The sequence below is a fragment of the Streptomyces sp. NPDC059696 genome, assembly GCF_042733745.1.
Taxonomy (GTDB): Bacteria; Actinomycetota; Actinomycetes; order Streptomycetales; family Streptomycetaceae; genus Streptomyces.
The window spans coordinates 19,251-43,620 of sequence record NZ_JBHWFG010000038.1 but is presented as its reverse complement, the minus strand read 5'-3'; the positions used below and the strand labels follow the sequence as shown (position 1 = coordinate 43,620).

Here is a 24,370-nt window from a genome sequence, read left to right as displayed (position 1 = left end):
CTCAACCCCTTTCCGGCACAGGGCTCTCGGTGCGGCCTGCCGTCACCAAGGGTTCGTTCAGCAGACGTCTGACCCCTTCGGCGCCGCCGTCGATCTTCTCCAGATAGGGCAGGTACATCGTGCAGGGCTGGAAGTCGGCCCCTACGTCCCGCAGCGCGGCCATGACGTCGTCGAAGTAGGCCTCGGTGTGCGGCATGTGCAGTCCGGCCTGCTCGGCGAGCCAGCGGATCGTCAGGAATGCCGGAACGTCCTCGGTGAGCACGCGTGAGACGCGCAGCTCCTCGATGCTGCCGCAGGAAAGCGAGCGGTAGATGCCCCGGCAGGACTGCATCATGTCGAAGAAGGACTCCTGGGGCGGGAGGCCGTACTGCCGCTGAATGATCTCGGGAAACGTCTGCGCCCTGGCTCCGAACGCCTGAGCCAGAAGCACGCGTTCCTGATCCAGCAGGTCGAGCCGCTGTGCGAGCCGGGCGGAGATCCCGTCGATGTAGTGCGTGTACCTGATGCCCTGGCGCGTCTTCTCGACGTTGTCGGGGTCGAGTGCCACACCCACGTGGATGATGTAGCCGAGAGGGGCGAAGAGCAGGTCGATGCCGTCGCAGACCTGCATGTCCGGCCAGGACGGTCTGCCGATCTGCCCACCGAGCGGGAACATACGGCGCAGGGTGGTCAGTGCGCGGTCCGGGTCGAGCGAGTAGAGGGACACGTTCACGGAAATCTTGCGCTTGTACTGGACCGTATTGCCGATCACGCGGGTCCCGTAGAACGAGTCCTCGACGAGGACGACCGAGGTGTCCCTCAGGCGCGGGGAGTCCTGGATCCACTTGCCCAGCACGGGCTGCCCGCCCTGGCCACCGCGGACGAAGACGATCAGCTTCCCCTCGAGGTCCACCGAGCCTTCGAGGATGTCCAGCAGTTCCAGCCTGAGATGCGGTATGTCGGGCACGGTGACGACGATGATGCCGGCGTCCCGCAGGGACCTGCGGCCCTCCTCGCTCCGCAGTGAGCCGAATTGGCTGTCGGAGAGCGAGCATGTTTGTACCTCGCCGGTCACCAGGTTCTCCATGACCAGCCGGGTCCAGTCTCTGCTGCGCTCCTTGATCGAGGCGGAGCTCTCCAAGGACAGCAGGCACGCGTCGAGCCGGTGATGGTGCTTGGTCAGCTCCAGGTCGGCCAGCAGGGTCAGGCCGACGTGGCCCGCGCCGATAACAACGATGTCGGACATGGTGAAGTACTCGCCCTAGCTGCTGAGTTGGACCATGGTGTTGCCGTGCCGTGCCGCGACGTCGTCGGGCAGGACGTACGCGCGAAGGAGCAAGCGCTCACACCTGTCGGGCTGGATGGTGTCGCGACCGTGCACGCAGTGGTCGTTGGGGATCAGCACTGCCTCGCCCTTCTGGATGGCGATGCCGCACTGACGGCCCACTTCGAGAGCGGCCCGGCTCAGCTCCGTCAGAGCCCGGGCGGCGCGTCCCGCCTCGACCGGGGCCAGGCCGGCGGCCGGGGTGTAGGTGCCGAAGTTGAGCCGGATGACCGGCGGCTTCCCGTCTTCCTCGATGAGCAGCTCCATGCGGCGCACGCGCTCGAACCCCCAGGACAGGGCTGACCCCGAGCGGGCCTCGAAGTGGCGCAGCCGCAGGACGTCCTTGGTCTCCTCCGGTAGCAGTGCGAGCACGTCACGAGCCGGCGCCAGGAGGGTCTTCGGCACCTCACCGGTGGCGATGTGCGGGACCAGCACCAGCGTCCGGGGGCGGCTGTTGTCGCTCGCCCAAGCCAGGTCGTTGTGCATGCTCAGCAGCTCCACACCGGAGCTCTTCTCCGACGACAGCGTGGTGGGCCGGATGTCGGTGATGTAGGAGTGGTTGTACTCGGCGTAGGCGACACAGGCGCCCACCGCCTCGCCGAGGAGCAGGCACAGGACCTTGCTCCGCTCGACGTCGTCGAACGTCGGCAGATTGTGCAGGTGCACCGGATCGCCGTCCGACGCCGCGAGGGCACTCAGGACGTAGTGAAGTTCGGTCCGTACGCCGAGTTGCCCGCGCATGTAGGAGAGGTAGCGGAACTCGGTCTGTCCCGGGCAGTTCTCCAGGACCGTTTCGACGAGGCCGGCCAGACGGTCGTGTTCGTCGGGCTTGAGCTCGAAGGTGGGCATGGTGCGCATGAAGGTTCCCTCGGGGATTCTGGCGGTCGGCTCAGGCGAAGGCGACGAAGACCTGACGGTCGCCGCTGTAGGGGTGGCGGCCGTGCATGGCAGCGCGGTTGTCGACCAGGAGGACGTCGCCGGCCTCCCACTCGACGGCGACCTCGCACGTCTCGAGCGTTTCGCGGACCAGTTCCATGTAGTGGCCGGGAATCTCGGTGCCGTCGCCGAAGGTCGCGCCGTAGCCGATCCAGCTTTCCCAGCGCTCCATGTCGGTGACATCGGGAACGGTGCTGGGGTCCTTGCGCCAGATATGGGTCTGGTTGAACCACGCCTGACGCCCGTCCGCACCGACCTCGACCGTGCCGGGCGTCCGGTTGGTGGTCAGCAGGCCGAGCGGTGTCCACTTGGCGGAGGTGTAGCTGGCCTGGCAGTGCGCGATGACGTCCTCCTTCGAGTCCGTCTCGAAGGTCTCCGGCCACGACTTGATGCCGCTGGGGTCCCCGGCAGCGTGTGGCAGGTGCTGGATGTAGGTGACGCCGCGCTCACGGAAGGCGTCCCGGACCTCGGACGGAAGCGACGTGTAGACACGGTGGCCGTCCACGATGGTGGTGGCCCCGCCCTCCTCAGCCACCACACTGCACCCGAAGACGAGCGTCGCCGGGTGCCAGGGGGCGTAGGAGAGCTCGTTGTGCGCGCGCACCGCGCGCGTCTTGTCCGGGCCGGACGCGTTGTAGACCAGTCCCCGCTCCGCGTGGCGGGGAGCGTCGCCTCCCTTGTACGCCGCCAGCTCGCCCAGGAGGCTCCGGGCCACCTCTTCGAACTGGTCGATGGTGAGGACGTCGAAGCCGCGAAGGAGAACGGCCCCGGTCTTCTCGAGGAGACCCCTCACCATTTCCCGGTGCTCGGGCTCGATATTCGCCAGCGCCTTGGCCGGGTTCGGGTCCTCTCCGATGTTCTCGATCAGAGAAGGGAAGCCCGACTCAAAAGAAAAGGGGCCTGCAGTGATCTTCTCAGTGCGCAAAGCAATCTCCATGAGGAATCAAGTGGACGGCCCGAAGGTGGCCAGGACGAGTGAGCGGTCGCCCGATGCGGCCGCGTGGCGGCGAACGTCGTTCCACTGCCGGAAAGCGGGCTGATGCTGAGGGGAGGCTGCGGTGTCCGACCAGGCGGCGCCGAGCAGAGGGCGGGCCTTGGCACCCCGGAACATCTTGGCGTCGTAGGAAGCACGTCCGAAGTGGACGCGTGCGTAGGAATGCTCGATCGCGTAGCGGATCGGCTCATAGATCGCGAGGTTGAAGTACTCGGAGGCGTCGGCCAGGTGCTCGTAGTCGAGGCCGAGCTGGCGTACGTAGACGGTGTCGCCCCACAAGAACGTGAGGCAGACCCCGAGGACTTCGCCGGCCGAGCGCATGACGAACAGGTGACTGTGATCGTCGACCTCGCTCACCAGAACCCGAAGGTAATGCGTGCGCTCTTCCAGCGAGGTGCTGTCACCGTATTTCCTTTGCAGCTTGGTGAAGAGCAGACTCGAGGTGTCGAGCAGTTCACTGAGCCGGAGAGCCGAAATGTCGTAGCCGGCCTCCGCGAATACCTGCGTCTCCCGGCGGGCCGCCGCTGAGCGCTTGCGGCCGAGAGAGTGCAGGTACTCGACGTAGCCGTCCCAGGAGTCCCACTCGATGTCCACCTCGCACTCGACATCGCAGACGAAGGACCCGGCCGGCCCGCGAGCGGCCTCGAACTGCCGGGCTCCCGCCTCGTTCAGGTACAGGGCTGAGGTAGCGGGAACACCCCATTCCCGCCGCCGTTCGTCGGCTGCCAGGAGCAGGTCCTCAAGGATCTCGGCCTCGCCCCGGGGTGTTGCTGCGTCGATGAGGAACTCGTTGGAGTAGGCCGCGCTCTGACCCAGCACCTGGTTCGGTGACCAGTCCTCGGCGCGGAAGTCACCGGCGGAGCACAGGAACCCGGAAAAGGCGTCGTAGGGGGCCAACGTGCCTGGACGCTGTCGGTAGATCGGCAACAGTCCGTCGAGGCGGCCGGCACCGTCCCGGTGCGTGACATAGGCGACGTCCGGACCCCGGAGGTGTTCGTAGGCGCGCAGCCAGGGCGCGCTGACGTAGAAGGAACGCCCCGCGGACAGGCGCGTGAGGTCACCCTCGTCGATCTCGGCGAGTTTGTTCACCAACTGAATGGCTGTCATCGTTCAGTACTCCCGTACACGGCGGTCGCTTCGACGTCGCGGTCCAGCCCGAAGGCGGACCGGACCGCCCGGACGGCCTCGTTGACGTCATCGGCGCGGGTGACGGCTGAGATGCGGATCTCGGAGGTCGAGATCAGCTCGATGCCCACGCCCGCGTCGGACAGGGCGGTGAAGAAGTCGGCAGTGATGCCGGGGGCGGTCTTCATCCCCGCACCGACCAGCGTGAGCCTCGCGATCCGGTCGTCATGGCGGAGCGAGTCGAAGCCCAGGGTCGAACGCTGCCTCTCCAGGGCGTCAACGGCCCTGTGGCTTTCCGACTTGGCGGTGGTGAAGGTGATGTCGACCCGCCCGCTCCCCGCGCCGGAGATGTGCTGGGCCACCATGTCCACGTCGGCCCCTGCGCCCGCAACGGCACGAAAGATCGCTGCCGCCTCACCGGGCTTGTCCGGGACGCCCACCACCGTGATCTTGGCCTCGGAGGTGTCGTGGGCGACTTCGGAGACGATGGGGTGCTCCACCTGTTCATTCCCTTGGTCGCAAAGACATGGCATGCCGGACCATGCACCTGGCACGGTGCTGGTGTGGATGGCGTCGGTGTAGCTCTCGGCGCATCGAGGAGCCGCAGGAGCGCTGCGTTCGGCCCGGAGCTGCCGGTCCCTCACTCCGTCCCGGTCCAGGGCGGAGCTCGGCCATGGGGGCTGTTCCGTCCGGAGGAGATGCTGTTGTGCTGAGGGCGGGCCCGTCAGCGTGCGCCTGTCCGAGGCTGGTGTCGATCGCCCCCGTCATTTGCGCCACTCGCGGGAGTCGCACCTCCTTGAGGACGTACGGCTCCCCGCGTCATGTCAGAGTGAGGCGGTCTCACCCTTCGCGGTGGCGGCCCCCCACTGTGAGTCCTCGGGCAGGACAAGTCCCCACTGGGAGTCCTGCTGGACGGCGGCCGGGCCGGAGTTGCCACCCGCGAATCCGGCGATGGTGAGCGCGGCCAGCGCACTCAGAGCGTAGCGAAGCCACAGCTTGGACATGTATGTCAACCTCTGTTTCCCAGACCCATGTCCACCGCTGTACTGGTGGATCCCCTCGTGGGCCCCCAACAAGCATGCAGGGTGGCTCCGACCTGCGGCTACGACCTTTGGCAGCATGATCAGGCAATGCGTGAACAAGCAGGGGGGATCTATGTGCTCAAACACCCATACAGTCAACGAAAGTCTGCCCGAGGTCTGCGACGAAGGCCTTGAGTACTACTCCGGGATGCTCGCCGGTTCCGTGGTCCCGCAGGACGCTCCTCGTTGCCTTCTGGAACTCGGACTGGTCAGAAGGCTGCCGAACGGCAAGCTCACGGCCATCGCCCCGCGTACGGCGGCGGCAGCCCGGATGGGCCTGCTGGAGACAACCATCCGGGAGCAGCAGCGCGCGTTGGAGGCCATACGCGCCTCGGTGTTTCGGGCGGAACGCACCTACATGGACAGCTACGGCCGCAAGAACTCACCGCTGATCCGTGAAGTCCAGGGCCCCGAAGCCATCAGCGCCACACTCTCGGCGTCCGTCCGCGCGTGCCGACGAGAACTGCTCACGGCCCAGCCCGGCGGCGGACGCCCTCAGGAGCTGCTGCAAAGGGCTCTCCCTGACGACCTCAACGCCCTGGCGCGCGGGGTCGAGCAGAAGACCATCTACCAGCACACCATTCGCTCCCACGCCCCTACGCTCGCCTACGCGGAAGAGATCAGCCGGGCGGGCGGCGAAATCCGCACGGTCGATGAGGTCTTCGACCGTCTGATCATTTGCGACCGGCAGATCGCGTTCGTCCCGGACCCCGCGTCGGAGCGCTCCGACCTCGCCCTCACCATCGAGCATCCGGGCGTCGTGCGGTATCTGGTGGGCATCTTCCAGCACATCTGGCAGCGAGCCGTGCCCATCCAGCCGAGCACGCTCAGCGATTTGCCCCAGACCGTGACCAACGACATCCGCCGTGCCGTGCTCCAGCTCATGGTCGACGGCCACACGGACGCGGTCATCGCAAGCCGCCTCGGCATGAGCGTGCGCAGCGTGACCAACCATGTGCGCTGGGCCTCCGACCTGTTCGGCAGCCGCAGTCGAGCTCAGCTCGCCTACCAGATCGGCCGGAGCGGCTTCTTCGGCGACGAGACGACCGACACGACGCCGGGCCGAGGCGGTGACGACAGGGGCGCAGCCGCCGGGGGCGGTGTGCCGCGCGAAACGGTCACGGGTGATCACGGCTCCTGAGCCCGGAACGCCACGTGCGTCGCACCGGATGAGACGCCGAAGGCACTGGCCTGACGAGGCCGCGAACTCGCTCGCGGCGTGAGACGCGGGCCTCGTGGACCGTTGCCCGCAGGGACGGACTGTTGCCGTGTCCGACCGGTCGGATACGGCGCAGTTCGTCGATGCCGAGGGCCGGAAGGCCGCTCTGCTGATGCAGTGGTGCCGGGCTGGCAGGAGAACGACGAGGTCCGGGTCCCGTTGCGCAGGTCGTACAGCCTGTCGTCCCCACTTGTGAAGCAGCAGGGCGGCGGCCGTATCGCGGCTTTCCGACACGGCCGCTCGAGCGTCTTTCGCGCTGCGCTCCGCGGCTCAAGGGACGCAGGCCGGGCACGCGCCTCCCGTCCGGAGGCCGGTCCTGTGAGAGAGCCTATGGCTCAGATCGCGCAGCCCGCATGCGCCAGCGCCTGCTTCAGGAGCACCCCGTGCCCGCCCGGCATCTCGCTCTGCACCGCCTCCGAGACCGCCTCCTGCGGGCTGAACCACACCAGGTCGAGCGCGTCCTGCCGGGGTCGGCAGTCGCCCGTCACCGGCACGATGTAGGCGAGGGACACCGCGTGCTGACGCGGGTCGTGGTACGGGGTGATGCCCTGCGTCGGGAAGTACTCCGCGACCGTGAACGGCTGGAGCGACGCCGGGACGCGGGGCAGCGCGACGGGGCCGAGGTCCTTCTCCAGGTGGCGCAGGAGCGCGTCGCGAACGCGCTCGTGGTGCAGCACGCGGCCGGAGACCAGCGTCCGGCTGACCGTACCGTCCGGTCCGATGCGCAGCAGCAGGCCGACGCTGGTGACTTCGCCGCTGTCGTCGACGCGCACCGGGACGGCCTCGACGTACAGGATCGGCATGCGGGCGCGCGTCATCTCCAGGTCGTCGGAGGACAGCCAGCCGGGCGTGGTTTCGGTCATGTCAGACATCGCTTGATCATACTTTCAGCCGTTCGGTCTTCCTGGGTAGCCGCTTCAGGAGAACTGTGACCGGCCCCACCCTTGTTCATTCGCCCTCCGGCTGTTCGTTCCGCAACCGGTAGACCCGAAGGGCGTTGTCCCGTCCGGTCCAGCGGGCGATCCGCAGCGCGTCCGGCAGGGCCAGTTCGTCGGCGTCCACCCGCTCCTGGAGCAGCTCCGCGAGACCCTGCCGGAAGGCGAGCGCCCCCAGGTGGTGGAACTCGGGCACACCGTAGGCGTCGGAGCTGTACAGCAGTTTGCGGAAGGGTGTGATCTCCAGGGCCTCCGCGAGGACCGCACCGGCCCGGGCGGGGCCGACGTGGTGGAGGGTGAGGCCGACGTCGAGGTACACCTGCTCGAAGACCGCCGCCAGGTAGGCGGCCTGCCGCTGGTAGGGCCAGCAGTGCAGGAGCAGCACGGGAACCGTCCCGGCGGTGAGGTGCAGCCAGTCCGTGAGGTGGGTGGGGTCGACACGGTGCAGCCGGATGTCGTTGTCACCGAACCCGGTGTGCAGCTGCAACGGCAGACCGAGGTCGACGGCGGTCCACAGCAGGTGCCGGGCGAGGACCGGGTCGTCGAGACGGCCCCCTCGGCCGAGCCACGCCCGGGCCGCCTCCGTGACCTGCGCGTCCGAGGGCCGGGCCGGGTCCAGGTCGAAACCGGTGCGGTAGGCCGCCACGGACTTCACGGCCACCACACCGGGCCGCCGCACGGCGTCCAGCGCGGCCGCGTGGAAGGCGTCCGCGTACGCGTCGGGTTCGACACCCGCCGCCAGGACCGACTCCGCCACACCCTCCAGTCGTACGACCTCGTACGACGTCCCGCCCGCGGCCTCGGCGATCTCCTGCGGCGTGGTGAGGGGGTGGGGTGCGTAACCGGTGTCGACGCAGAAGACGTCCGTGCCCGCAGCGCGCAGGAAGCGGCGCTGCACCTCGCGCCGGCCCAGTTCCGTGCGGCGGGCGAGGTACTCCTGCGGGGGAGCGTGCCGGGGCAGGTCCAGCAGGGGAGCGCAGTGGCGGCGCACGGCCACGCCCACGGGGCTGTCGAAGGGCGAGACGCCCGGCCATGCCTCGCCCTCCGTCAGCAGGGACTCGAAGGCGCCCCGGTCGAGATCGGCCGTGACGGTGCCGTGGCAGTGGTGGTCGACCAGCCGTACGGAGTCGAGCGCCTCGCGGACCGCACCCATGTCAGTACTTCCAGCGGTACGCCGCCGCCACCCGGTCGTCGTCGAGCCCGGCGACGGACGCCGCTTCGCCGAGGCGGACGGCGATCACCGCGTCGGTCAGGACCGGGCCGAGGGCCGCGCGCAGGGCGGCGTCCGCGCGGAACTCCTCGACGGCGCCCTCCAGGGAGACCGGCAGGCGCCGCACGCCCCGGGCCGCCGCCTCCGCCTCGCCCAGGTGGGCCGGGTTCCCGGTGGTCTCGTCGGGCAGGGCGGCCGACGACGTCAGTCCGTCGAGACCGGCGACGATCAGGGAGCCGATCGCGAGGTAGGGGTTGGCGGCCAGGTCGACGGGCTTGATCTCCAGGTTGGCCGCCCGGTCGCGCAGTCCGGCGGTGCCGGTGACGACACGCAGCGCGGTCTCCCGGGTCTCGCGGCCCCAGGCGGTGAACACCCCGGCCCACTGGGAGGGTCTGAGCCGCAGGTGGCTGGCGGGGCTCGGGGCGGTGACGGCCGTGAGGGCGGGCAGGTGGGCGAGGATGCCGGCCGTGAACGACTCCGCCTCCGCCGTCATGCCGTACCGGCCCGGGCCCCCGGAGTGCAGGTTCACGCCGTCTCGCCAGGCGGACAGGTGGACGTGGCCGCCGTTCCCGACGCCCCGGCCCACCACGGCCGGGGCGAAGGACACCCGCAGCCCGTGCCGCCCGGCGACCGCGCGGACGGTCTGGCGGACCAGCACGCTGCGGTCGGCCGCCGCCACCGGGTCGGCGGCAGCCACCGAGATCTCGAACTGCCCGGCCGCGTACTCGGGGTGGACCTGCTCGACGTCGATGCCCTGCGCCGCGCACGCGGCCAGCAGATCGGCGGTGTAGTCACCGAGCTCGACCTGCCGGATCGCCCCGTACGCCGGTCCGGTCGTCGCCGGCACGAACATGTCGCCGGGGGCGTCGCCCCGGGCCACGGTCCACTCGACCTCGACGGCCGCCTTGAAGGTGAGGCCGTGCCGCTCGGCCGCCTCGGCGACGGTCCGCCGCAGGAACGTGCGGGTGCAGCCGGGGTGCCGCTCGCCGTCCTGGGTGACGCGGTCGACCGGTGCCCAGGCCCAGCCGGGCTGCCCGGCCAAGACGACGAGCCCGTCCAGGTCCGGGTAGAGACGCAGATCGCCGTCGGGCGAGCCCAGGACGTCGGTGGTGACGACGGAGTCGTCCGCCAGGAAGGTGTCGAACACCGGCGACATGCCGACGCCCCAGGCCGCCGCGGCGGACAGCCGGGCGGTGGGGACGGTCTTCACCCGGCCGATGCCCGCGGTGTCGACATAGGCCAGTACGACACCGTGCACCCCCCGCCCGGCGAGTTCGCCGCTCAGTGCGGTGGCCCGCTCGACGTCGCCCGGACGGCCGCCGGGCACGGGATCGGCCAGGGTGGTCATCAGTCCTCCGCGGTTCTCGGACTTCTGCGGCGAGGGCGGCGAGGGCGCACGGGCGGCGCCGGCCCCGAGGGCGGTGCCCGTCAGGGTTTCACGGCCACCGCGCCGTACTGGGGAACCAGCACGGCCGAGCCGGGCTCGGCACGCCACTGCCCGCACGACACCATGCCCGGTTCGAGTACCTCGAGCCCCTCGAAGAACGTGGCGATGTCCGAGCCGCTGCGGGCCGTGATCGGGGGAGTGGCGTTCTCGTTCCAGAACGTCATGGCCGGGATCTGGCCCGCGCCGCCGAGCTCGTCGTCGTAGGTCGGGTGGGTGAGGACCAGGAAGCTGCCGGAGGGCACCGCGGCCATCACCCGGCGCACGATGTCCCGGGCCTTCTCGACGTCCAGGACGAAGTTGAGGATGCCCAGCATCATCACGGCGACGGGCTCGGTGAAGTCGAGGGTCTGCCCGGCCCGTTCGACGATGGCGTCCGGGTCGTGCACGTCGGCGTCGATGTAGGCGGTGACACCGTCGTGGGTGCCGGTGAGCAGGGTGCGGGCGTGCACCAGCACGATCGGGTCGTTGTCGACGTAGACGATGCGCGAGTCGGGTGCGAGCCGCTGGGCGATCTCGTGGGTGTTGTCCGCCGTCGGCAGCCCCGTGCCGATGTCGAGGAACTGGCGCACTCCCCGTTCACCGGCGAGGAACGACACGGCCCGGCCGAGGAAGTCGCGGTCGGCCCGGGCGATGTCCCGGATGATCGGGAACATGCCGGCGACGTGTTCGCCGACCTGCTGGTCGACCTCGTAGTTGTCCTTGCCGCCGATCCAGTAGTTCCACACGCGCGCGTTGTGCGCCACACCGGTGTTCAGCCTCGCCCACCCTCCGGAAGGGGTGTGGCCATCACTCACGACTCGTCCTCTCCTCGCACGCACGACCGACGCCGGTCGCCGCCGCCATTGTGCCGCCCCGGTGATCACGCTGTCCCGTGAATCGGCGGAGTGGGAACGGCGGTTGGCGCGGGCAAGGAGCCTCTCGGCGTGGGGAACGGCCTATGTGGGCTCGGCCTATGTGGGCTCGGCCTATGTGGGCTCGGCCTATGTGGGCTCGGCCTACGTGGGGCTCGCGGCGGGCGACTTCCCGGCCAGGACGTCCTCCAGCCGCTGGGTGCCCTGTTGCGCCGCCTGCTTCATGGAGTCGTCCTCGCCCCCGTCGAGCCCGCCCGCGGTGACGGTGATCGCGTCGTCGCCGACCCGTACGGCGGCGACGTCCAGGGTCAGTGTGGCGTCGTTGCCGTCGACCTGGCCCCGCACCGTCACCTCCAGGCCCTGACGGGCGTCGCCCACCTTGGGCACCGAGGTCTCGATGACCTGCACGGTGCGCTTGTCCTTGCCGTCGGTCAGGGTGAACTGGTCGCACTTCTCCGGTAGGGACGCCATCCAGTTCAGGGAGTCCTGCGGATCGGTCCGGTCGTAGGAGGCGACCTGGTACAGCAGGCGGGAGTCGCCCTGCTCGAAGCCGCGCAGGGCGGACGCACCCGACGGCCTGCCCAGCAGGTCGTCGTCGTACAGGGAGTCCATGAGCCGCTGGCAGTCGGACGCCTGGGCCTTGCCGGAGACGAAGTCGGACACGTCGACCGTGCCGACCAGCAGGCTGTCGTGCCAGTTCTCGGCCTCGGTGTCCTTGACCTGCGTCCAGTCGTCCTCGATGTCCGCCTCGGTGATCAGCGCGGTGCGCGCGCCGTCCGTGGAGAGGGTGGCGGTGGAGGACGGGGACTGCGCCCTCCCGGCGACCTGGGACGCGGTGACGCCGGAGACGCGTGAGGCGTCCGTGCCGCCGTCGTCCGAGCAGGCGGCTGTGGAGAGCAGCGTGCCCGCCGCCAGGGCGGTGGAGAGGACGTGGACGAGCCGGGCCGGACGACGGGTCATCGGGAGTGCCTCCTGAGAGCGTGACGCGTGCCCCCAGCGCACCACCGCCACCGGGGGCCCACCACCGGCGCCGGACCGTTCGGGTGAGCACCGTCGGGACCCCTCTGGCTTCGCACCCCTTGGGGGCTGTTCAATGGGACTGCACATACCCGTCTCGATGCACACACCCGTGGGCGAGAGGAGCCGCCCGTGTCCCCCGCCGTCGTGCCGCCTGTCGGTGCGCGCATCAGGCAGGCCCGCCTGGAGCGCGGCACGAGCCTGCGCGCGCTGGCCCGTGAGGTCGGGGTGTCGGCGAGTCTCGTGTCGCAGATCGAGACCGGGAAGAGCCAGCCGTCGGTCAGCACCCTGTACGCGATCACCACGGCACTGGGAATCTCCGTGGAGTCCCTCTTCGACGCCCGGGAGCCGGCCCGGGAGCCGGCCCGGGAGCCGGCCCGGGAGCCGGCCCGGGAGCCGGTCCGGGCGGGTGCCGGAGGGGATCTTCCCGCCGCGTCCCCCGTCGCCGCGCCCCCCACCGTGCCCCTCGCCCTCGCCGCCTTCGCCGCCGAGCCGGGGCGGCGGATCGGGCCGCTGGTCGCCGCCGGCGGGCGCGAGAGGCTGGAGCTGGACTCGGGAGTCGTGTGGGAGCGGCTCGGGCGGGTCCCGGGCGCGGAGGCCGACTTCCTGCTCGTGACCTACCGGCCCGGTGGGTCGTCGTCCGCCTCCGGGGCGCTGATGCGGCACCCCGGGACCGAGTACGGCCATCTGACGTCCGGCGAGCTGATCCTCACCCTCGCCTTCGAGGAGTACACGCTGCGGCCGGGCGATTCCGTCTGCTTCGAGTCGACGACCCCCCACCGCTACCGCAACGATGGAGAGGTACCGGCGGTGGGCGTCTGGTTCGTGTCCGGCGATGTTCAGTGACACTTGACACCCCTCGCACACGGGCGTTCACTCCGAAGTGGGGGTGGTCGCCATGGCGATCCACACATACGGCCCCAACGCCGTCGACTGGGAAGAGCGCATCGACCTGGACCGGCTGCGCGGGCAGCGGCTGGCCCGGCTGCACGAGTCGCTGAACCGCTCCTCCCTCGGCGCGGTGCTCAGCTTCGACTTCGCCAACATCCGCTACATGACGGCCACCCACATCGGCACCTGGGCGATGGACAAGCTGATCCGCTTCGCCCTGCTGGTCCGCGACGGCGAACCGGTCGTCTGGGACTTCGGCTCGGCCGCCCGACACCACCAGCTCTACAACCCCTGGCTCGACCACAGCGACGGCGAGGGCGGCCCGCCCACCGGCGCCCGGGCCGGCATCTCCACCCTGCGCGGCGCCTTCCACCCGGACGCCGGGATCGCCCAGGACGTGGCGGCCAAGATCGCAGCCGAGCTGCGGGCCCATGGTCTGGCGGGCGAGCCGCTCGGCGTCGACGTCGCCGAGATGCCCGTCCTCACCGCGCTGGGCGCCGAGGGCATCGACGTCGTCGACGGGCAGCAGGTGTTCCTGGAGGCCCGCCGCATCAAGACCGGCGACGAGATCTCCCTGCTCACCCAGGCGTGCGCCATGGTCGACGCCGCCTACGAGGAGCTGTACGGGTACCTGCGCCCGGGAGTGCGCGAGAACGAGTGCGTCGGCGTGGTCAGCAAGGTGCTGTACGACCTCGGCAGCGAGTACGTCGAGGGCGTCAACGCCATCTCGGGAGAGCGCTGTTCACCGCATCCGCACGTCTACAGCGACCGGTTGGTCCGCCCCGGCGACCCGGCCTTCTTCGACATCCTGCACAGCCACCTCGGCTACCGCACCTGCTACTACCGCACGTTCGCCGTGGGCAGCGCCTCGCGGGCGCAGCGGGACGCGTACGTGCGCTGCCGGGAGTACATGGACGAGGCGATCGCCCTGGTCCGGCCGGGCGCCACCACCGCCGACGTCGTGCGGGTCTGGCCGCGCGCCGAGGAGTTCGGCTTCGCCGACGAGACCGCCGCGTTCGCCCTCCAGTACGGCCACGGCGTGGGCCTGTCGATCTGGGAGAAGCCGGTCTTCAGCCGTCTGGTCTCCCTCGACCACCCCGAAGTCCTCCAGGAGGGCATGGTGTTCGCCCTGGAGACGTACTGGCCGGCCGCCGACGGCTGGTCCGCCGCCCGGATCGAGGAGGAACTGGTCGTCACCGCCGACGGCTGCGAGGTCATCACCAAGTTCCCTGCCGAGGAACTGCTGGTGGCCGGGCGCAAGTACTGGACGGCCGGCGGCGAGCTGAACACCCGCCGCGAGGCGCAGTCCCACCTCAACACCGGGGACCGCGCACGGGCGGCGGCCCCGGACCGCGCCGGGGCGGGCACCCGGGACGGCGCGCAGGCGGACACCGGGGGACGCGCGCAGGCGGACACCGGGGGACGCGCGCAGGCGGACACCGGGGGACGCGCACGGGCAGGAGCCGGGGAGCGCTCGCGGGCACACAGCGCGGGCCGCCCCCGCACCACCGGCGGGGACCGCTGATGGACGCCGGCGCGCTCCTCGACCGGTACGAGCGGATGAACGTCATCCGCCGCACGGAGAAGGCCGCCCACGACCTGTTCCTGCGGGGCCTGGTGAAGGGCACCACGCACCTGGCCGCCGGGCAGGAGGCGGTCGCCGTGGGCGCGAGCGCCGCCCTGCGCCCGGACGACTACGTGTTCGCCACCTACCGGGGCCACCACCACGCCCTCGCCCGGGGCGCCACGCCCGAGGAGTGCCTCGCCGAGCTGATGAGCCGCTCCACCGGGCTGTGCCGCGCCAAGGGCGGTTCCATGCACCTGACCAAGGCGGCCACCGGCATGCTCGGTTCGTACGCCATCGTCGGCGCCCACCTCCCGATGGCGGTGGGTGCCGCCTGGTCGGCCCGGCTGCGGGGCACCGGGCAGCTCGCGGTCGCCTTCTTCGGCGACGGCGCGACCAACATCGGAGCCTTCCACGAGTCGCTGAACCTGGCCGCTGTGTGGAAGCTGCCGGTGCTGTTCGTGTGCGAGAACAACCTGTACATGGAGTACACGCCGATCGCCGACGTCACGGCCGTGCCCCGGCCCGCGGCCGACCGGGCCCCCGCCCACGGCATCCCCGGCGAGGTCGTCGACGGCAACGACGTCGTCGCGGTCGAGGAGGCGGTGGGGCGGCTGGCCCGGCGGGCCCGGGCCGGGGACGGGCCCGCCGTGCTGGAGGCCGAGACCTACCGCCACTTCGGGCACAGCCGTACCGACCCGGCGGCCTACCGCCCGGCCGAGGAGGTCGAACGCTGGCTGAAGCACGACCCGTTGGACCTCGCGCGGGGGCGGCTGGCCGAGCTGGGGGTGGGGGAGGAGAGGCTCGCCGAGTGCGACGAGCGGGCCCGGGCCGTCGTGGAGCGGGCCGTGGAGGCGGCGAAGGCCGCGCCCCCGCCCGACCCGGGTGAGGCGCTGACCGACGTGTGGGCGGACGGGGGTGCCGCATGGCGGACGTGATCACCTACCGGGACGCGGTCGCCGAGGGCATCGCCCGCGAGATGCGGCGGGACGCGTCGGTGGTGTGCCTCGGGGAGGACATCGGCGCGGCCGGCGGGGTGTTCAAGACGACCACGGGGCTGTGGGAGGAGTTCGGGCCCGAGCGGGTATGGGACACGCCCATCTCCGAGCAGGCCATCGTGGGCGCGGCGATGGGGGCCGCCATGACCGGGATGCGGCCCGTCGCGGAGATCATGTTCTCCGACTTCCTGGCCTGCTGCTGGGACTACCTCGCCAACGAGATCCCCAAGGTGCGGTACATGACCGGCGGCCAGGTGACCGTGCCGCTCGTCGTGCGCACCGCCAACGGCGGCGGGCTCGGCTTCGGCGCCCAGCACTCCCAGGCCACCGAGAACTGGGCGCTGACCGTCCCCGGGCTGAAGATCGCGGCGCCCGCGACACCCGCCGACGTCGTCGGCATGCTGGCCGCGGCGATCCGCAGCGAGGACCCGGTGATCTTCTTCGAGCACAAGGGACTGTTCGCCACCAAGGGCCCGCCGCCCCCGCCCGATCACATCGTCGAGCTGGGCCGGGCCGCGGTCGTCCGCGCGGGCGGCGACATCACGCTCGTCGCGCTAGCCTCCACGGTCCCCTTGGCCCAGAAGGCCGCCGACATCCTGGCAGGGGAGGGCATCGAAGCCGAGGTGGTCGACCTGCGCTGCCTGGTCCCGCTCGACGCCGCGACCGTCCTCGCCTCGCTGCGCAGGACCTCCCGGCTCGTCACCGTCGAGGAGAACCCGTACCAGGGCGGCTGGGGCGCCACCGTCGTCTCGGTCGTCGCCGACGAGGGGTTCGGTCTCCTCGACGCGCCCGTGCGGCGGGTGGCGGGGAAGTGCGTCCCGCTGCCGTTCGCCGACGCGCTGGAGGAACAGGTCGTCCCGACCGTCGACAAGGTCGTCACGGAGGTCCGCCGACTCGCCGCCTACTGAGCCGCCCACCCGCCACCGCACACCCCATGGGAGGAACCGCGATGACCACCAGGACACTGCTGCGCTCCGGTCACGTGATCTCGATGGACCCGGGCATCGGGGACCTGCCCCAGGGGGACGTCCTCGTCGAGGACGGCCGGATCGCGGCCGTCGAACCCGAGATCAGCGCCGACGCCGAAGTCCTCGACATGAGCGGCCGCATCGTGATCCCCGGCTTCGTCGACACCCACCGCCACACTTGGGAGGCGCCCATCCGGGGCGTGGCCCCCGACGCCACCCTCGACGACTACTTCGTGGACGTCCTCGACACCTTCGCGCCCCTGTACACCCCGGAGGACGTGTACGCGGGCAACCTCGCGGGCGCGCTGGAGTGCCTCAACGCCGGCATCACCACGCTCGTCGACTGGTCGCACATCAACAACACCCCCGAGCACCCGGACGCGGCGATCCAGGGCCTGCGGGAATCCGGCATCCGGGCGCAGTACGCGTACGGCAGCGCCAACACCTCCCTCGCCGAGTACTGGTTCGAGAGCCGGATCGCGATTCCCGCGGACGACGTGCGGCGGATCAGGTCGACGTACTTCGCGTCCGGCGACGGGCTGCTGACCATGGGCCTGGCCACCCGCGGCCCGGGCTTCTGCGTCGACGAGGTCGTCACCGCCGAGTGGGCCATGGCGAGGGAGCTGGGCCTGCCGATCACCGTGCACGTGGCCATGGGGCGCCTCGCCGGCCGCTTCGGCATGGTCAGGCAGCTCCACGCCCTGGGGCTGCTCGGTCCGGACACCACCTATGTCCACAGCTGCCACCTCAGCGGGGAGGAGTGGCGGATGGTCGCCGACAGCGGCGGCACGGTCTCCGTCGCGCCCCAGGTGGAGCTCCAGATGGGGCACGGCTGGCCGCCCGTGATGCAGGCCATCGAGTACGGCCTGCGGCCGGCGCTCAGCATCGACGTCGTCACCACCGTGCCCGGCGACATGTTCACCCAGATCCGCGCGGCCTTCGGTGCCGAACGCGCCCGGGTCAACGCCGACTGCTGGCAGGCCAACATGCCCGTGCCCAGCACCATGCTGACAGCACGTCAGATGCTGGAGATCGCCACCGTGAACGGCGCCCACGTCGCCGGTCTGGAGGACCGCACCGGCTCCCTGACCCCCGGCAAGCGCGCCGACGTCGTCGCGATCGACGCCACCGCCCCCAACGTCGCCCCCGTGCACGACGCGGCGGCCGCGGTGACCCTGTGCGCCGACGTCTCCAACGTGGACACCGTCCTGGTCGACGGCGTGATCCGCAAGCGGGACGGCAGGCTCCTCGGCGACACCGCCCGGGCCCTGCGGCTCGTCGGCGCATCCCGCGACCGGCTCCTCGCGGCGAAGGAGGCCAAGGCGGCGAAGGCTCCGGCATGAGCGCTCACCTGGTGCGCCACGCCCCCGACCTGCCCGGCACCCCCCACGACGGCCGGGGCCACCGGCGGCGGGCGCTGGTCGGCGAGGACGACGGCAGTGTCCACACCGGCTTCGGCCTGTGCGACCTGCGTCCCGACGGCCGGGTGCCCGCCCACGTGCACTCGTACGAGGAGACCTTCCTCGTCCTCGACGGGGCCGTGATCCTGGACCTCCCCGAGGGCTCGTACCTGCTGGAGGAGGGCGACTACGGCCTGGTGCCGACCGGCGTCCCGCACGCCTGGCGCGGGGACGGGAACACCGGCGGCCGCTGGGCGGACATGCTGGCCCCGGTGCCGCGCGCCCGCTACGGACACGACACCCAGGCCGTGCCGGGCCTGCCCGCCCGTGCACCGGCCCGCATCGACGTCCGCGACCCGCGCACCCGCTCCTTCGGCCACTTCGAGCCCGCCCAGATGGACCCCGGCCGGCAGTCCCAGGACCTGCTGGCCGTCACGGCGAGCATGCGGACCGCGCTGCTCGTCTACAGCGGGATCACGGTGAAGATGATGATCGACGGCGATCTGGGCGCGGTCGCCTCGACGATGTTCATGGTGCAGTACGCGTCCGACGGGATCATCGGCACCCACGACCACCCCTTCGAGGAGACGTATCTGATCCTGGAGGGCGTCGCGGAGGCCACCCTCGACGGCGAGCGGTACCGGCTGGAACCCGGCGACGTGGCCTGGGCGGGCGCCGGGTGCGTGCACGGGTTCGCCAACGCCGGGCGCGGCCCGCTGCGCTGGCTGGAGACCCAGGCGCCGCAACCGCCGTCACGGCACTCCTACCGGTTCACACGGGACTGGGACTACCTGCGCTCGGCACTGGAGGAACAGTCATGAGCAGTGTGCTCGTCGTCGGCGGAACGTCCGGGATCGGGCTGGCATTCGCCCGCACGCGCGCCGAGCGCGGGGACGACGTGGTTCTCACCAGCCGCGACGCCCAGCGGGCCGACACGGTCGCCAAGGAGTTCGGCGCACGCGGACGCGCCCTCGACCTGACCCGGCCGCTGGAGATCGCGGCCGCCCTGGCCGGCCTGGGACGCGTCGACCATCTGGTGATCGCGGGGGTCTCCCGGGACGACAACAAGGTCACCGAGTACGACATCGACGCGGCCCTGCGCCTGGTCACCCTCAAACTCGTCGGGTACACGGAGGTCGTGCACACGCTGTGCGGCCGCCTGCACGACGGCAGCGCCATCGTGCTCTTCGGCGGCCAGGCCAAGGAGCGCCCCTACCCGGGCGCGACGACGGTGGCGACGGTCAACGCGGGGGTGCGGGGCCTGATGCACACCCTCGCCGTCGAGCTGGCCCCCGTCCGGGTCAACGCCGTGCATCCCGGTGTCGTGGGCGACAGCCCGTACTGGCAGGCCAAACCGGAGAAGGTGCTCACCACCCTGCGCACCGAGACCCCCACGGGACGGCTCGCCTCGATGGACGATGTCGTGGACGCGGTGGACTTCCTGCTGCGCAACCGGTCGGTCAACGCGGTCGAACTGACCGTGGACGGGGGCTGGTTGCTCGGATGAGCGGCCCGGGGGCCGAGGCGGCGGTCACCCGGCGCGCCGCAGCGTGTCCGGTGCGGCCTCCTTCTCCACCGCCGCCCGTACCAGAGCCGCGGCGAAGACGGCCGGGTCGGCGTCCCCGGCCAGCTCGGCGAGGCGCTCGGGGTCCGTGGGGAGATTCAGCCGCCCGGCGCCCTGCAGGGCCTTGGCGTCCAGGTAGGGGGCCGCCTCCGGCCACACGCCCTGCGCCTCGCGCAGGAAGATGTCGGCGCCCGCGGGGCCCACGCCGGGGAACTCCTGGAGCAGACGCCGCAGTTCGGGCACCTTCCCGTCCGCCTCCTCGCGCAGCTGCCGCAGATCACCGCCCCACCGCCGGACGAGGAGCTCGGCTCCGTCGCCGAGCTGGGTGGCCGTGCGTTCGTCGTAGCGCCGGTAACCGCCCCGGCCCAGGGCGTCGACCCGTTCCTGCCAGGAGGCCCGCGCCATGCGCCGCGGATCGCGCAGCCCCGCCTCGTGCAGGGAACGGGCGGTGGCCAGCGCGACGGAGCCGCGGATGCGGGCACTGAGCAGGTGGGACAGCACCAGCAGCCGGTACAGCGGCTGCGGCGTGTCCTTCAGTCCGATGCCCGCCTCCTCGGCGTACGTCCGGCCGTGCGCGTCCAGAAGCTCCCGGACGACGCGCTGCCGACGGTCCACGTCCTATCCCTTCAGCGGATCGTGCCCGACGGTCATCAGCCGGTGCCGGCGACGGGTGTCCTCGGCCGTCACCTCGGGTTCGGGCTCGTTCTCCAGGTCCACCTGGGCGGTGACCGTGTCGACGACCTTCCGCATCACGCGCAGGTCGTCCTCGGTCAGGTCGGTGCGCCGCTTCTGCAGGATGGCCAGCACATGCTGCCCGGTGGGCGAACCCGCCTGCTCGGGCAGCGGCTCGGTGTCCTCGTCGGCGTCACGGACCCGCAGCCAGGCCGCGAGTTCCTGCGACGTCATGTTCACCACGCGGTGGAAGTCCTCCCACAGCGCGTCCTTTTCGAGGGCGTCGGTCATCGTCTGCCCCTTCCGTGCGTTCGTCGGATGCCCTGCGCCGTCGCCCCGCCGGTCAGCGGGGGAAGTTCTCGGCGTCGAACATCCACCGCTGCTTCTCCAGCTCCGCGGTGATGCCGATCAGCAGGTCCTGGGTGACGGGGTCGGCCTTCTCGGTCGCGTCGATACGCTCGCGCAGCCGGGCGACCGCCTCCTGCAGCGCGTTCACCATCACCCGCACGGCGTCCGAGTCGCGCACCCAGCCCTCCTGCGGGGCGGGCAGCGTGAAGGCCTTGGCGACGGTCTCGGGCCGGCCGTCCGGCGGGACGCCCAGCGCCGCGGACCGCTCCGCGACCGTGTCGGCGAAGTCCCGTGCCGCCGTGACCACCTCGTCGAGCTGGAGGTGGATGGACCGGAACCGCGGTCCGACGACGTTCCAGTGCGCCTGCTTCCCGACCAGCGAGAGCCCGAGCAGATCCACCAAGGTGTCCTGGAGTGCCTCGCAGGCGACCTTGCGGGCGTCGTCGGGCAGGGTGCTCCTCACAGTCGTCATAGGGCGCTTCTCCTTCTCACGTCGTTCCTCGTCGTCCGGAGCAGTGCGTCGCGTTCCTCCTCGCCGGTGCCGCCCCACACGCCCGAGGCCTGACCGCTGCTCAGCGCGAAGCTCAGGCACTGGTCGGTGACCGGGCAGCGGGCGCAGACCCGCTTCGCGGCGCTCACGTCACGCAGGGCGGGGCCAGCGGTGCCGACGGGAAAGAACAGCTCGGGGTCCTCGTCCACGCAGGCGGCGCTCCGCAACCACTCCATGAACGCGCGGGTGCCCCGGGCGCATCGGTGCAAACCCGACGTGCGAACCTCACCCGACCTGCGATACGACTGCCAGGAGTCCCTGATGGCGCAGAATCTTCACAGAAGGCGGGCCGAGGGTCTATAGTCCGAAACTAGCAGTGCTAATTAATGCGCGTTGATGCGCGGCGTGAGGAGCCTCCCGTGCGTTCCGTCCACTTCGCGGCCGCCCGCCGCACCCCCATCGGCAAGCTGCGAGGAGCCCTCTCCTCGGTACGGCCCGACGACCTCGCGGCGAGTGTGGTCCGCGCCCTGGTCGCCGGCGTGCCCGCGCTGGATCCCGCCCGGATCGACGACGTCTACTGGGGAGCCGCCAACCAGGCCGGCGAGGACAACCGCAACGTCGCCCGCATGGCCGCGCTGCTCGCCGGTCTCCCCGACTCCGTGCCCGGCGCCACCGTCAACCGCCTGTGCGCGTCGGGCCTGGAGGCCGTGACCACCGCCGCCCGCACCATCGCCGCCGGTGAGGCCGACGTCGTGATCGCGGGCGGCTCCGAGTCGATGAGCCGCGCCCCCTTCGTGCTGCCCCGCCCCGACGAGGTCCTGCCGCACCGCATGGAGACCGCCGACACCCGCCTCGGCTGGCGCCTGGTCAACCCGGCGATGCGCGAACTGCACGGCCTGCTCGCCATGGGCGAGACGGCCGAGGAGGTCGCCGCGCGGTACGGCATCCCGCGCGAACGGCAGGACGAGTTCGCCCTGCGCAGCCACCAGCGCGCCGCCCTGGCCCGCAAGAACGGCCACTTCGACGACGAACTCCTCCCCGTCGAACGCCCCGACGGTGTGGTCGTCGACACCGACGAATGCGTCCGCGAGGACACCTCGTACGAAAAGCTCTCCCGGCTGAAGCCGGTGTTCCGCGACGGCGGCACGGTCACCGCGGGCAACGCCTCACCGATGAACGACGGCGCCGCCGGCCTCCTCCTGGTCAGCGAGGAGGCCCTGAACGACCTGGGCCTCACGTCCCTGGGCCGCTACGTCGCCGGCGCCTCCGCCGGAGTCCACCCCGACGTGATGGGCATCGGCCCGGTCCCCGCCACCCGCAAGGTGCTGGCACGCGCCGGCTGGAGCGTCGACGACCTGGAGGAGGCCGAGTTCAACGAGGCCTTCGCCGCGCAGGCCCTGGCCTGCGTGGACCAGCTCGGCATCGACCCCGAACTGGTCAACCCCAGCGGAGGGGCCATCGCGCTGGGCCACCCCCTGGGCTGCTCCGGCGCCCGCATCCTGACGACGCTGCTCCACCGGATGCGGCGCACGGGCGCGGAGCGGGGCCTCGCCACGATGTGCGTCGGGGTGGGCCAGGGAAGCGCGCTCCTCGTCGAACGGCCCTGAGCGGTCCCATCGGCCCCAGCGGTCCCAGCGGCCCCGCCCGGCCCACCAGGCGAGACAGCGCTTACAGCACCCATTCGTTGCACATAGCATCAGTGTTCGCATGAACACCATGACGCTCTGGCACATCACCGGCTGGGAGTTCGCCGCCCTCGCCCTCGCGGCCCTGCTCGTCGGCTTCTCCAAGACCGCCGTGAGCGGGGCCAACACGGTCAGTCTCGCCATCTTCGCCGCCGTGCTGCCCGCCCGCGCCTCCACCGGCGTGCTGCTGCCCATCCTGATCGCCGGGGACCTCCTGGCCGTCGCCACCTACCGGCGGCACGCCCACTGGCCCACGCTGTGGCGGCTGTTGCCCGCGGTCGCCGCGGGCGTGGTCCTCGGCACGGTGTTCCTGCTCCGGGCCGACGACGCGATCGTACGGACCTCGATCGGCGCGATCCTGCTGCTGATGGCGGCCGTGACGGTGTGGCGCCGGCGCACGGCCGGCCAGGAGGAGGAACCGGAGTCGGTCACCACCCGGTCGGGCCGCCTCAAGGCCCGCTCCTACGGCGTCCTCGGCGGCTTCACCACCATGGTCGCCAACGCGGGCGGCCCCGTGATGTCGATGTACCTGCTCTCCGCCGGCTTCCGCAAACTCGGCTTCCTCGGCACCTCGGCCTTCTTCTTCCTGATCGTCAACGTCTCCAAGCTGCCCTTCAGTGCGGGCCTCGGCCTGATCGACGGCCGCTCCCTGCTCCTCGACCTCGCGCTCGTGGCGTTCGTCGTGCCCGGCGCGCTGTTCGGCAAGTGGGCCGTGCACCGGATCAACCAGCGCCTGTTCGAGCAGCTCGTCATCGCGGCGACGGTCGTGGGCGGTCTGCAACTCCTGCTGCGCTGAACCTACGGCCGCGCCGGCCCCCGCAGCAGCGCCGGGAGGTCCGCGAAGGAGTCGATCACATGGTCGGGCCTGCCGTCCGCGGCCCGCAGCGTCTCCTCCTGGAACTTCCCGGTCCGCACGAGCACCCCGGTGAGCCCGGCCCACTGCGCCGCCAGCACATCGGACTCCACGTCGTCGCCGACCATCACCGCCTCGTCCGCGCCGACGCCCAGCCGCGCGAGCGCCGCGTCGAAGAACGCCCGCGCCGGCTTGCCGGTGATCTCGGCCTCCACCCGGGCGGCCCGCTCCAGACCCGCCAGGAACGCCCCGGAGTCCAGCCGCAGTCCCTCGGCCGTGCGCCAGTACAGGTTGCGGTGCATCGCCACCAGCCGTGCCCCGCGCTGCAGATGACCGAAGGCCCGGTCGAGCGCCGCGTAGCCGAACTCGGGACCGGCCCCGCCGACCAGGACGACATCCGGCACGGACTCCGTGTCGTCCTCCTCGACCAGACGGGCCCCTTCGAGGTCCTCCGCGATGTCGCCGCTGTTCAACAGCGCGCACCGGGCGCCCGGACAGTGCTCGGCGAGGTAGGCGGCGGTGGCGGCGGGCGCGGTCAGGATGTCCTCGGCGGACACCGGGAACCCCGCCTGCGCCAGCGTCCCGGCGATCGAGGCCCGGGTACGGGAGGTGGTGTTGGTGACCAGCAGAACACCGAACCCGGCCTCGCGGATCTCCCGCAACGCCTCGACGGCCCCCGGCAACGGCCGCCACGAGACGGTGAGCACCCCGTCGATGTCCACGAGCACGGCACGCACGGACTCCATGCCAGGACGATAACCGCAAGCAGCGGCCTTCGCCGGGGACGCGGCCCCGCACCCACCCCGTTCCCGGCCTCG

25 protein-coding genes and 1 pseudogene are annotated in these 24,370 nt (G+C 71.3%); 10 read left to right on the top strand and 16 right to left on the bottom strand.

The window, feature by feature from the left end:
- Position 1: 1 nt before the first annotated feature.
- The 6 genes and pseudogenes from ACFV20_RS31205 to ACFV20_RS31180 form a co-directional block, all read right to left on the bottom strand.
- Positions 2-1,225 carry an NAD/NADP octopine/nopaline dehydrogenase family protein gene (locus ACFV20_RS31205; protein ID WP_385662750.1) on the bottom strand — a complete coding sequence of 408 codons (1,224 nt, stop codon included), beginning with the start codon at positions 1,223-1,225 and terminating at the stop codon, positions 2-4.
- A 15-nt stretch (positions 1,226-1,240) separates the two neighbouring features.
- Entirely contained in the window at positions 1,241-2,161 is a 921-nt protein-coding gene (locus ACFV20_RS31200) for a TauD/TfdA family dioxygenase (RefSeq protein ID WP_385662747.1), read from the bottom strand.
- A 31-nt stretch (positions 2,162-2,192) separates the two neighbouring features.
- Entirely contained in the window at positions 2,193-3,164 is a 972-nt protein-coding gene (locus ACFV20_RS31195; protein ID WP_385662744.1) for a TauD/TfdA family dioxygenase, read from the bottom strand.
- Between the two features lie 18 nt (positions 3,165-3,182).
- Positions 3,183-4,340, bottom strand: a complete 1,158-nt coding sequence (locus tag ACFV20_RS31190) for a GNAT family N-acetyltransferase (protein WP_385662741.1) — start codon at positions 4,338-4,340, stop codon at positions 3,183-3,185.
- Positions 4,337-4,990 (bottom strand): annotated as a pseudogene (locus tag ACFV20_RS31185) (ACT domain-containing protein); the annotation flags it as partial. The gene ACFV20_RS31190 and the pseudogene ACFV20_RS31185, both read right to left, overlap by 4 nt.
- A gap of 192 nt (positions 4,991-5,182) precedes the next feature.
- Complete coding sequence (locus tag ACFV20_RS31180) at positions 5,183-5,362, bottom strand: hypothetical protein (protein WP_385662738.1); 180 nt, start codon at positions 5,360-5,362, stop codon at positions 5,183-5,185.
- Between the two features lie 130 nt (positions 5,363-5,492).
- Here ACFV20_RS31180 and ACFV20_RS31175 point away from each other — a divergent pair, with 130 nt between their 5' ends.
- Positions 5,493-6,581, top strand: coding sequence for a LuxR family transcriptional regulator (locus ACFV20_RS31175; protein ID WP_385662735.1), 1,089 nt, complete (start codon positions 5,493-5,495; stop codon positions 6,579-6,581).
- A 413-nt stretch (positions 6,582-6,994) separates the two neighbouring features.
- Here ACFV20_RS31175 and ACFV20_RS31170 read toward each other — a convergent pair whose 3' ends face one another.
- The 5 genes from ACFV20_RS31170 to ACFV20_RS31150 form a co-directional block, all read right to left on the bottom strand.
- A complete protein-coding gene (locus ACFV20_RS31170) occupies positions 6,995-7,531 on the bottom strand; it encodes an NUDIX hydrolase family protein (RefSeq protein WP_385662732.1) in 537 nt (178 codons plus the stop codon).
- A 76-nt stretch (positions 7,532-7,607) separates the two neighbouring features.
- A complete protein-coding gene (locus ACFV20_RS31165; protein WP_385662730.1) occupies positions 7,608-8,747 on the bottom strand; it encodes an amidohydrolase family protein in 1,140 nt (379 codons plus the stop codon).
- Between the two features lies 1 nt (position 8,748).
- Positions 8,749-10,152 (bottom strand): glutamine synthetase, encoded by a 1,404-nt coding sequence (locus ACFV20_RS31160; protein WP_385662727.1) that lies wholly within the window; start codon positions 10,150-10,152, stop codon positions 8,749-8,751.
- 80 nt (positions 10,153-10,232) lie between these two features.
- Positions 10,233-11,045 (bottom strand): SAM-dependent methyltransferase, encoded by an 813-nt coding sequence (locus ACFV20_RS31155; RefSeq protein ID WP_385662724.1) that lies wholly within the window; start codon positions 11,043-11,045, stop codon positions 10,233-10,235.
- A gap of 201 nt (positions 11,046-11,246) precedes the next feature.
- A complete protein-coding gene (locus ACFV20_RS31150; protein WP_385662721.1) occupies positions 11,247-12,062 on the bottom strand; it encodes a hypothetical protein in 816 nt (271 codons plus the stop codon).
- A gap of 189 nt (positions 12,063-12,251) precedes the next feature.
- Between ACFV20_RS31150 and ACFV20_RS31145 the strand changes: the two genes are divergently transcribed.
- The 7 genes from ACFV20_RS31145 to ACFV20_RS31115 are packed head-to-tail and all read left to right on the top strand — an operon-like array spanning position 12,252 to position 19,447.
- Positions 12,252-12,965: a helix-turn-helix domain-containing protein gene (locus ACFV20_RS31145; protein ID WP_385662719.1), complete on the top strand. Its 714-nt coding sequence runs from the start codon at positions 12,252-12,254 to the stop codon at positions 12,963-12,965.
- 52 nt (positions 12,966-13,017) lie between these two features.
- Positions 13,018-14,535: a M24 family metallopeptidase gene (locus ACFV20_RS31140; RefSeq protein ID WP_385662717.1), complete on the top strand. Its 1,518-nt coding sequence runs from the start codon at positions 13,018-13,020 to the stop codon at positions 14,533-14,535.
- A complete protein-coding gene (locus ACFV20_RS31135) occupies positions 14,535-15,512 on the top strand; it encodes a thiamine pyrophosphate-dependent dehydrogenase E1 component subunit alpha (RefSeq protein ID WP_385662715.1) in 978 nt (325 codons plus the stop codon). The genes ACFV20_RS31140 and ACFV20_RS31135 overlap by 1 nt, the downstream gene beginning before the upstream one ends.
- Positions 15,500-16,480 (top strand): alpha-ketoacid dehydrogenase subunit beta, encoded by a 981-nt coding sequence (locus ACFV20_RS31130; RefSeq protein WP_385662712.1) that lies wholly within the window; start codon positions 15,500-15,502, stop codon positions 16,478-16,480. Before ACFV20_RS31135 ends, ACFV20_RS31130 begins: the two co-directional genes overlap by 13 nt.
- Positions 16,481-16,521: 41 nt before the next feature.
- Complete coding sequence (locus tag ACFV20_RS31125) at positions 16,522-17,883, top strand: amidohydrolase family protein (protein ID WP_385662709.1); 1,362 nt, start codon at positions 16,522-16,524, stop codon at positions 17,881-17,883.
- Positions 17,880-18,761 carry a cupin domain-containing protein gene (locus tag ACFV20_RS31120; protein WP_385662706.1) on the top strand — a complete coding sequence of 294 codons (882 nt, stop codon included), beginning with the start codon at positions 17,880-17,882 and terminating at the stop codon, positions 18,759-18,761. The genes ACFV20_RS31125 and ACFV20_RS31120 overlap by 4 nt, the downstream gene beginning before the upstream one ends.
- Positions 18,758-19,447, top strand: a complete 690-nt coding sequence (locus tag ACFV20_RS31115; RefSeq protein WP_385662703.1) for an SDR family oxidoreductase — start codon at positions 18,758-18,760, stop codon at positions 19,445-19,447. Before ACFV20_RS31120 ends, ACFV20_RS31115 begins: the two co-directional genes overlap by 4 nt.
- A 24-nt stretch (positions 19,448-19,471) precedes the next feature.
- Here ACFV20_RS31115 and ACFV20_RS31110 read toward each other — a convergent pair whose 3' ends face one another.
- Genes ACFV20_RS31110 through ACFV20_RS31095 form a run of 4 tightly spaced genes read right to left on the bottom strand, consistent with a single transcriptional unit; the run spans position 19,472 to position 21,250 of the window.
- The gene (locus ACFV20_RS31110) at positions 19,472-20,119 is read right to left on the bottom strand and encodes an endonuclease (protein WP_385662700.1); all 648 of its coding nucleotides are present in this window, start codon (positions 20,117-20,119) and stop codon (positions 19,472-19,474) included.
- Positions 20,120-20,122: 3 nt separating this feature from the next.
- Positions 20,123-20,467 (bottom strand): DUF3140 domain-containing protein, encoded by a 345-nt coding sequence (locus ACFV20_RS31105; RefSeq protein WP_385662697.1) that lies wholly within the window; start codon positions 20,465-20,467, stop codon positions 20,123-20,125.
- Positions 20,468-20,519: 52 nt separating this feature from the next.
- Positions 20,520-20,996: a Dps family protein gene (locus ACFV20_RS31100; RefSeq protein ID WP_385662695.1), complete on the bottom strand. Its 477-nt coding sequence runs from the start codon at positions 20,994-20,996 to the stop codon at positions 20,520-20,522.
- Positions 20,993-21,250, bottom strand: coding sequence for a WhiB family transcriptional regulator (locus ACFV20_RS31095; protein WP_385662692.1), 258 nt, complete (start codon positions 21,248-21,250; stop codon positions 20,993-20,995). The genes ACFV20_RS31100 and ACFV20_RS31095 overlap by 4 nt, the downstream gene beginning before the upstream one ends.
- 183 nt (positions 21,251-21,433) lie before the next feature.
- Between ACFV20_RS31095 and ACFV20_RS31090 the strand changes: the two genes are divergently transcribed.
- Together ACFV20_RS31090 and ACFV20_RS31085 are read left to right on the top strand one after the other, a co-directional pair.
- On the top strand, positions 21,434-22,621 hold the full coding sequence (locus ACFV20_RS31090; RefSeq protein WP_385662689.1) for a thiolase family protein: 1,188 nt from the start codon (positions 21,434-21,436) through the stop codon (positions 22,619-22,621).
- 100 nt (positions 22,622-22,721) lie between these two features.
- Positions 22,722-23,495, top strand: coding sequence for a sulfite exporter TauE/SafE family protein (locus ACFV20_RS31085; protein ID WP_385662686.1), 774 nt, complete (start codon positions 22,722-22,724; stop codon positions 23,493-23,495).
- Between the two features lie 2 nt (positions 23,496-23,497).
- On the opposite strand, the gene ACFV20_RS31080 is transcribed toward ACFV20_RS31085, so the two are convergent.
- The gene (locus tag ACFV20_RS31080) at positions 23,498-24,298 is read right to left on the bottom strand and encodes an HAD-IIA family hydrolase (protein ID WP_385662683.1); all 801 of its coding nucleotides are present in this window, start codon (positions 24,296-24,298) and stop codon (positions 23,498-23,500) included.
- Positions 24,299-24,370 lie beyond the last annotated feature (72 nt).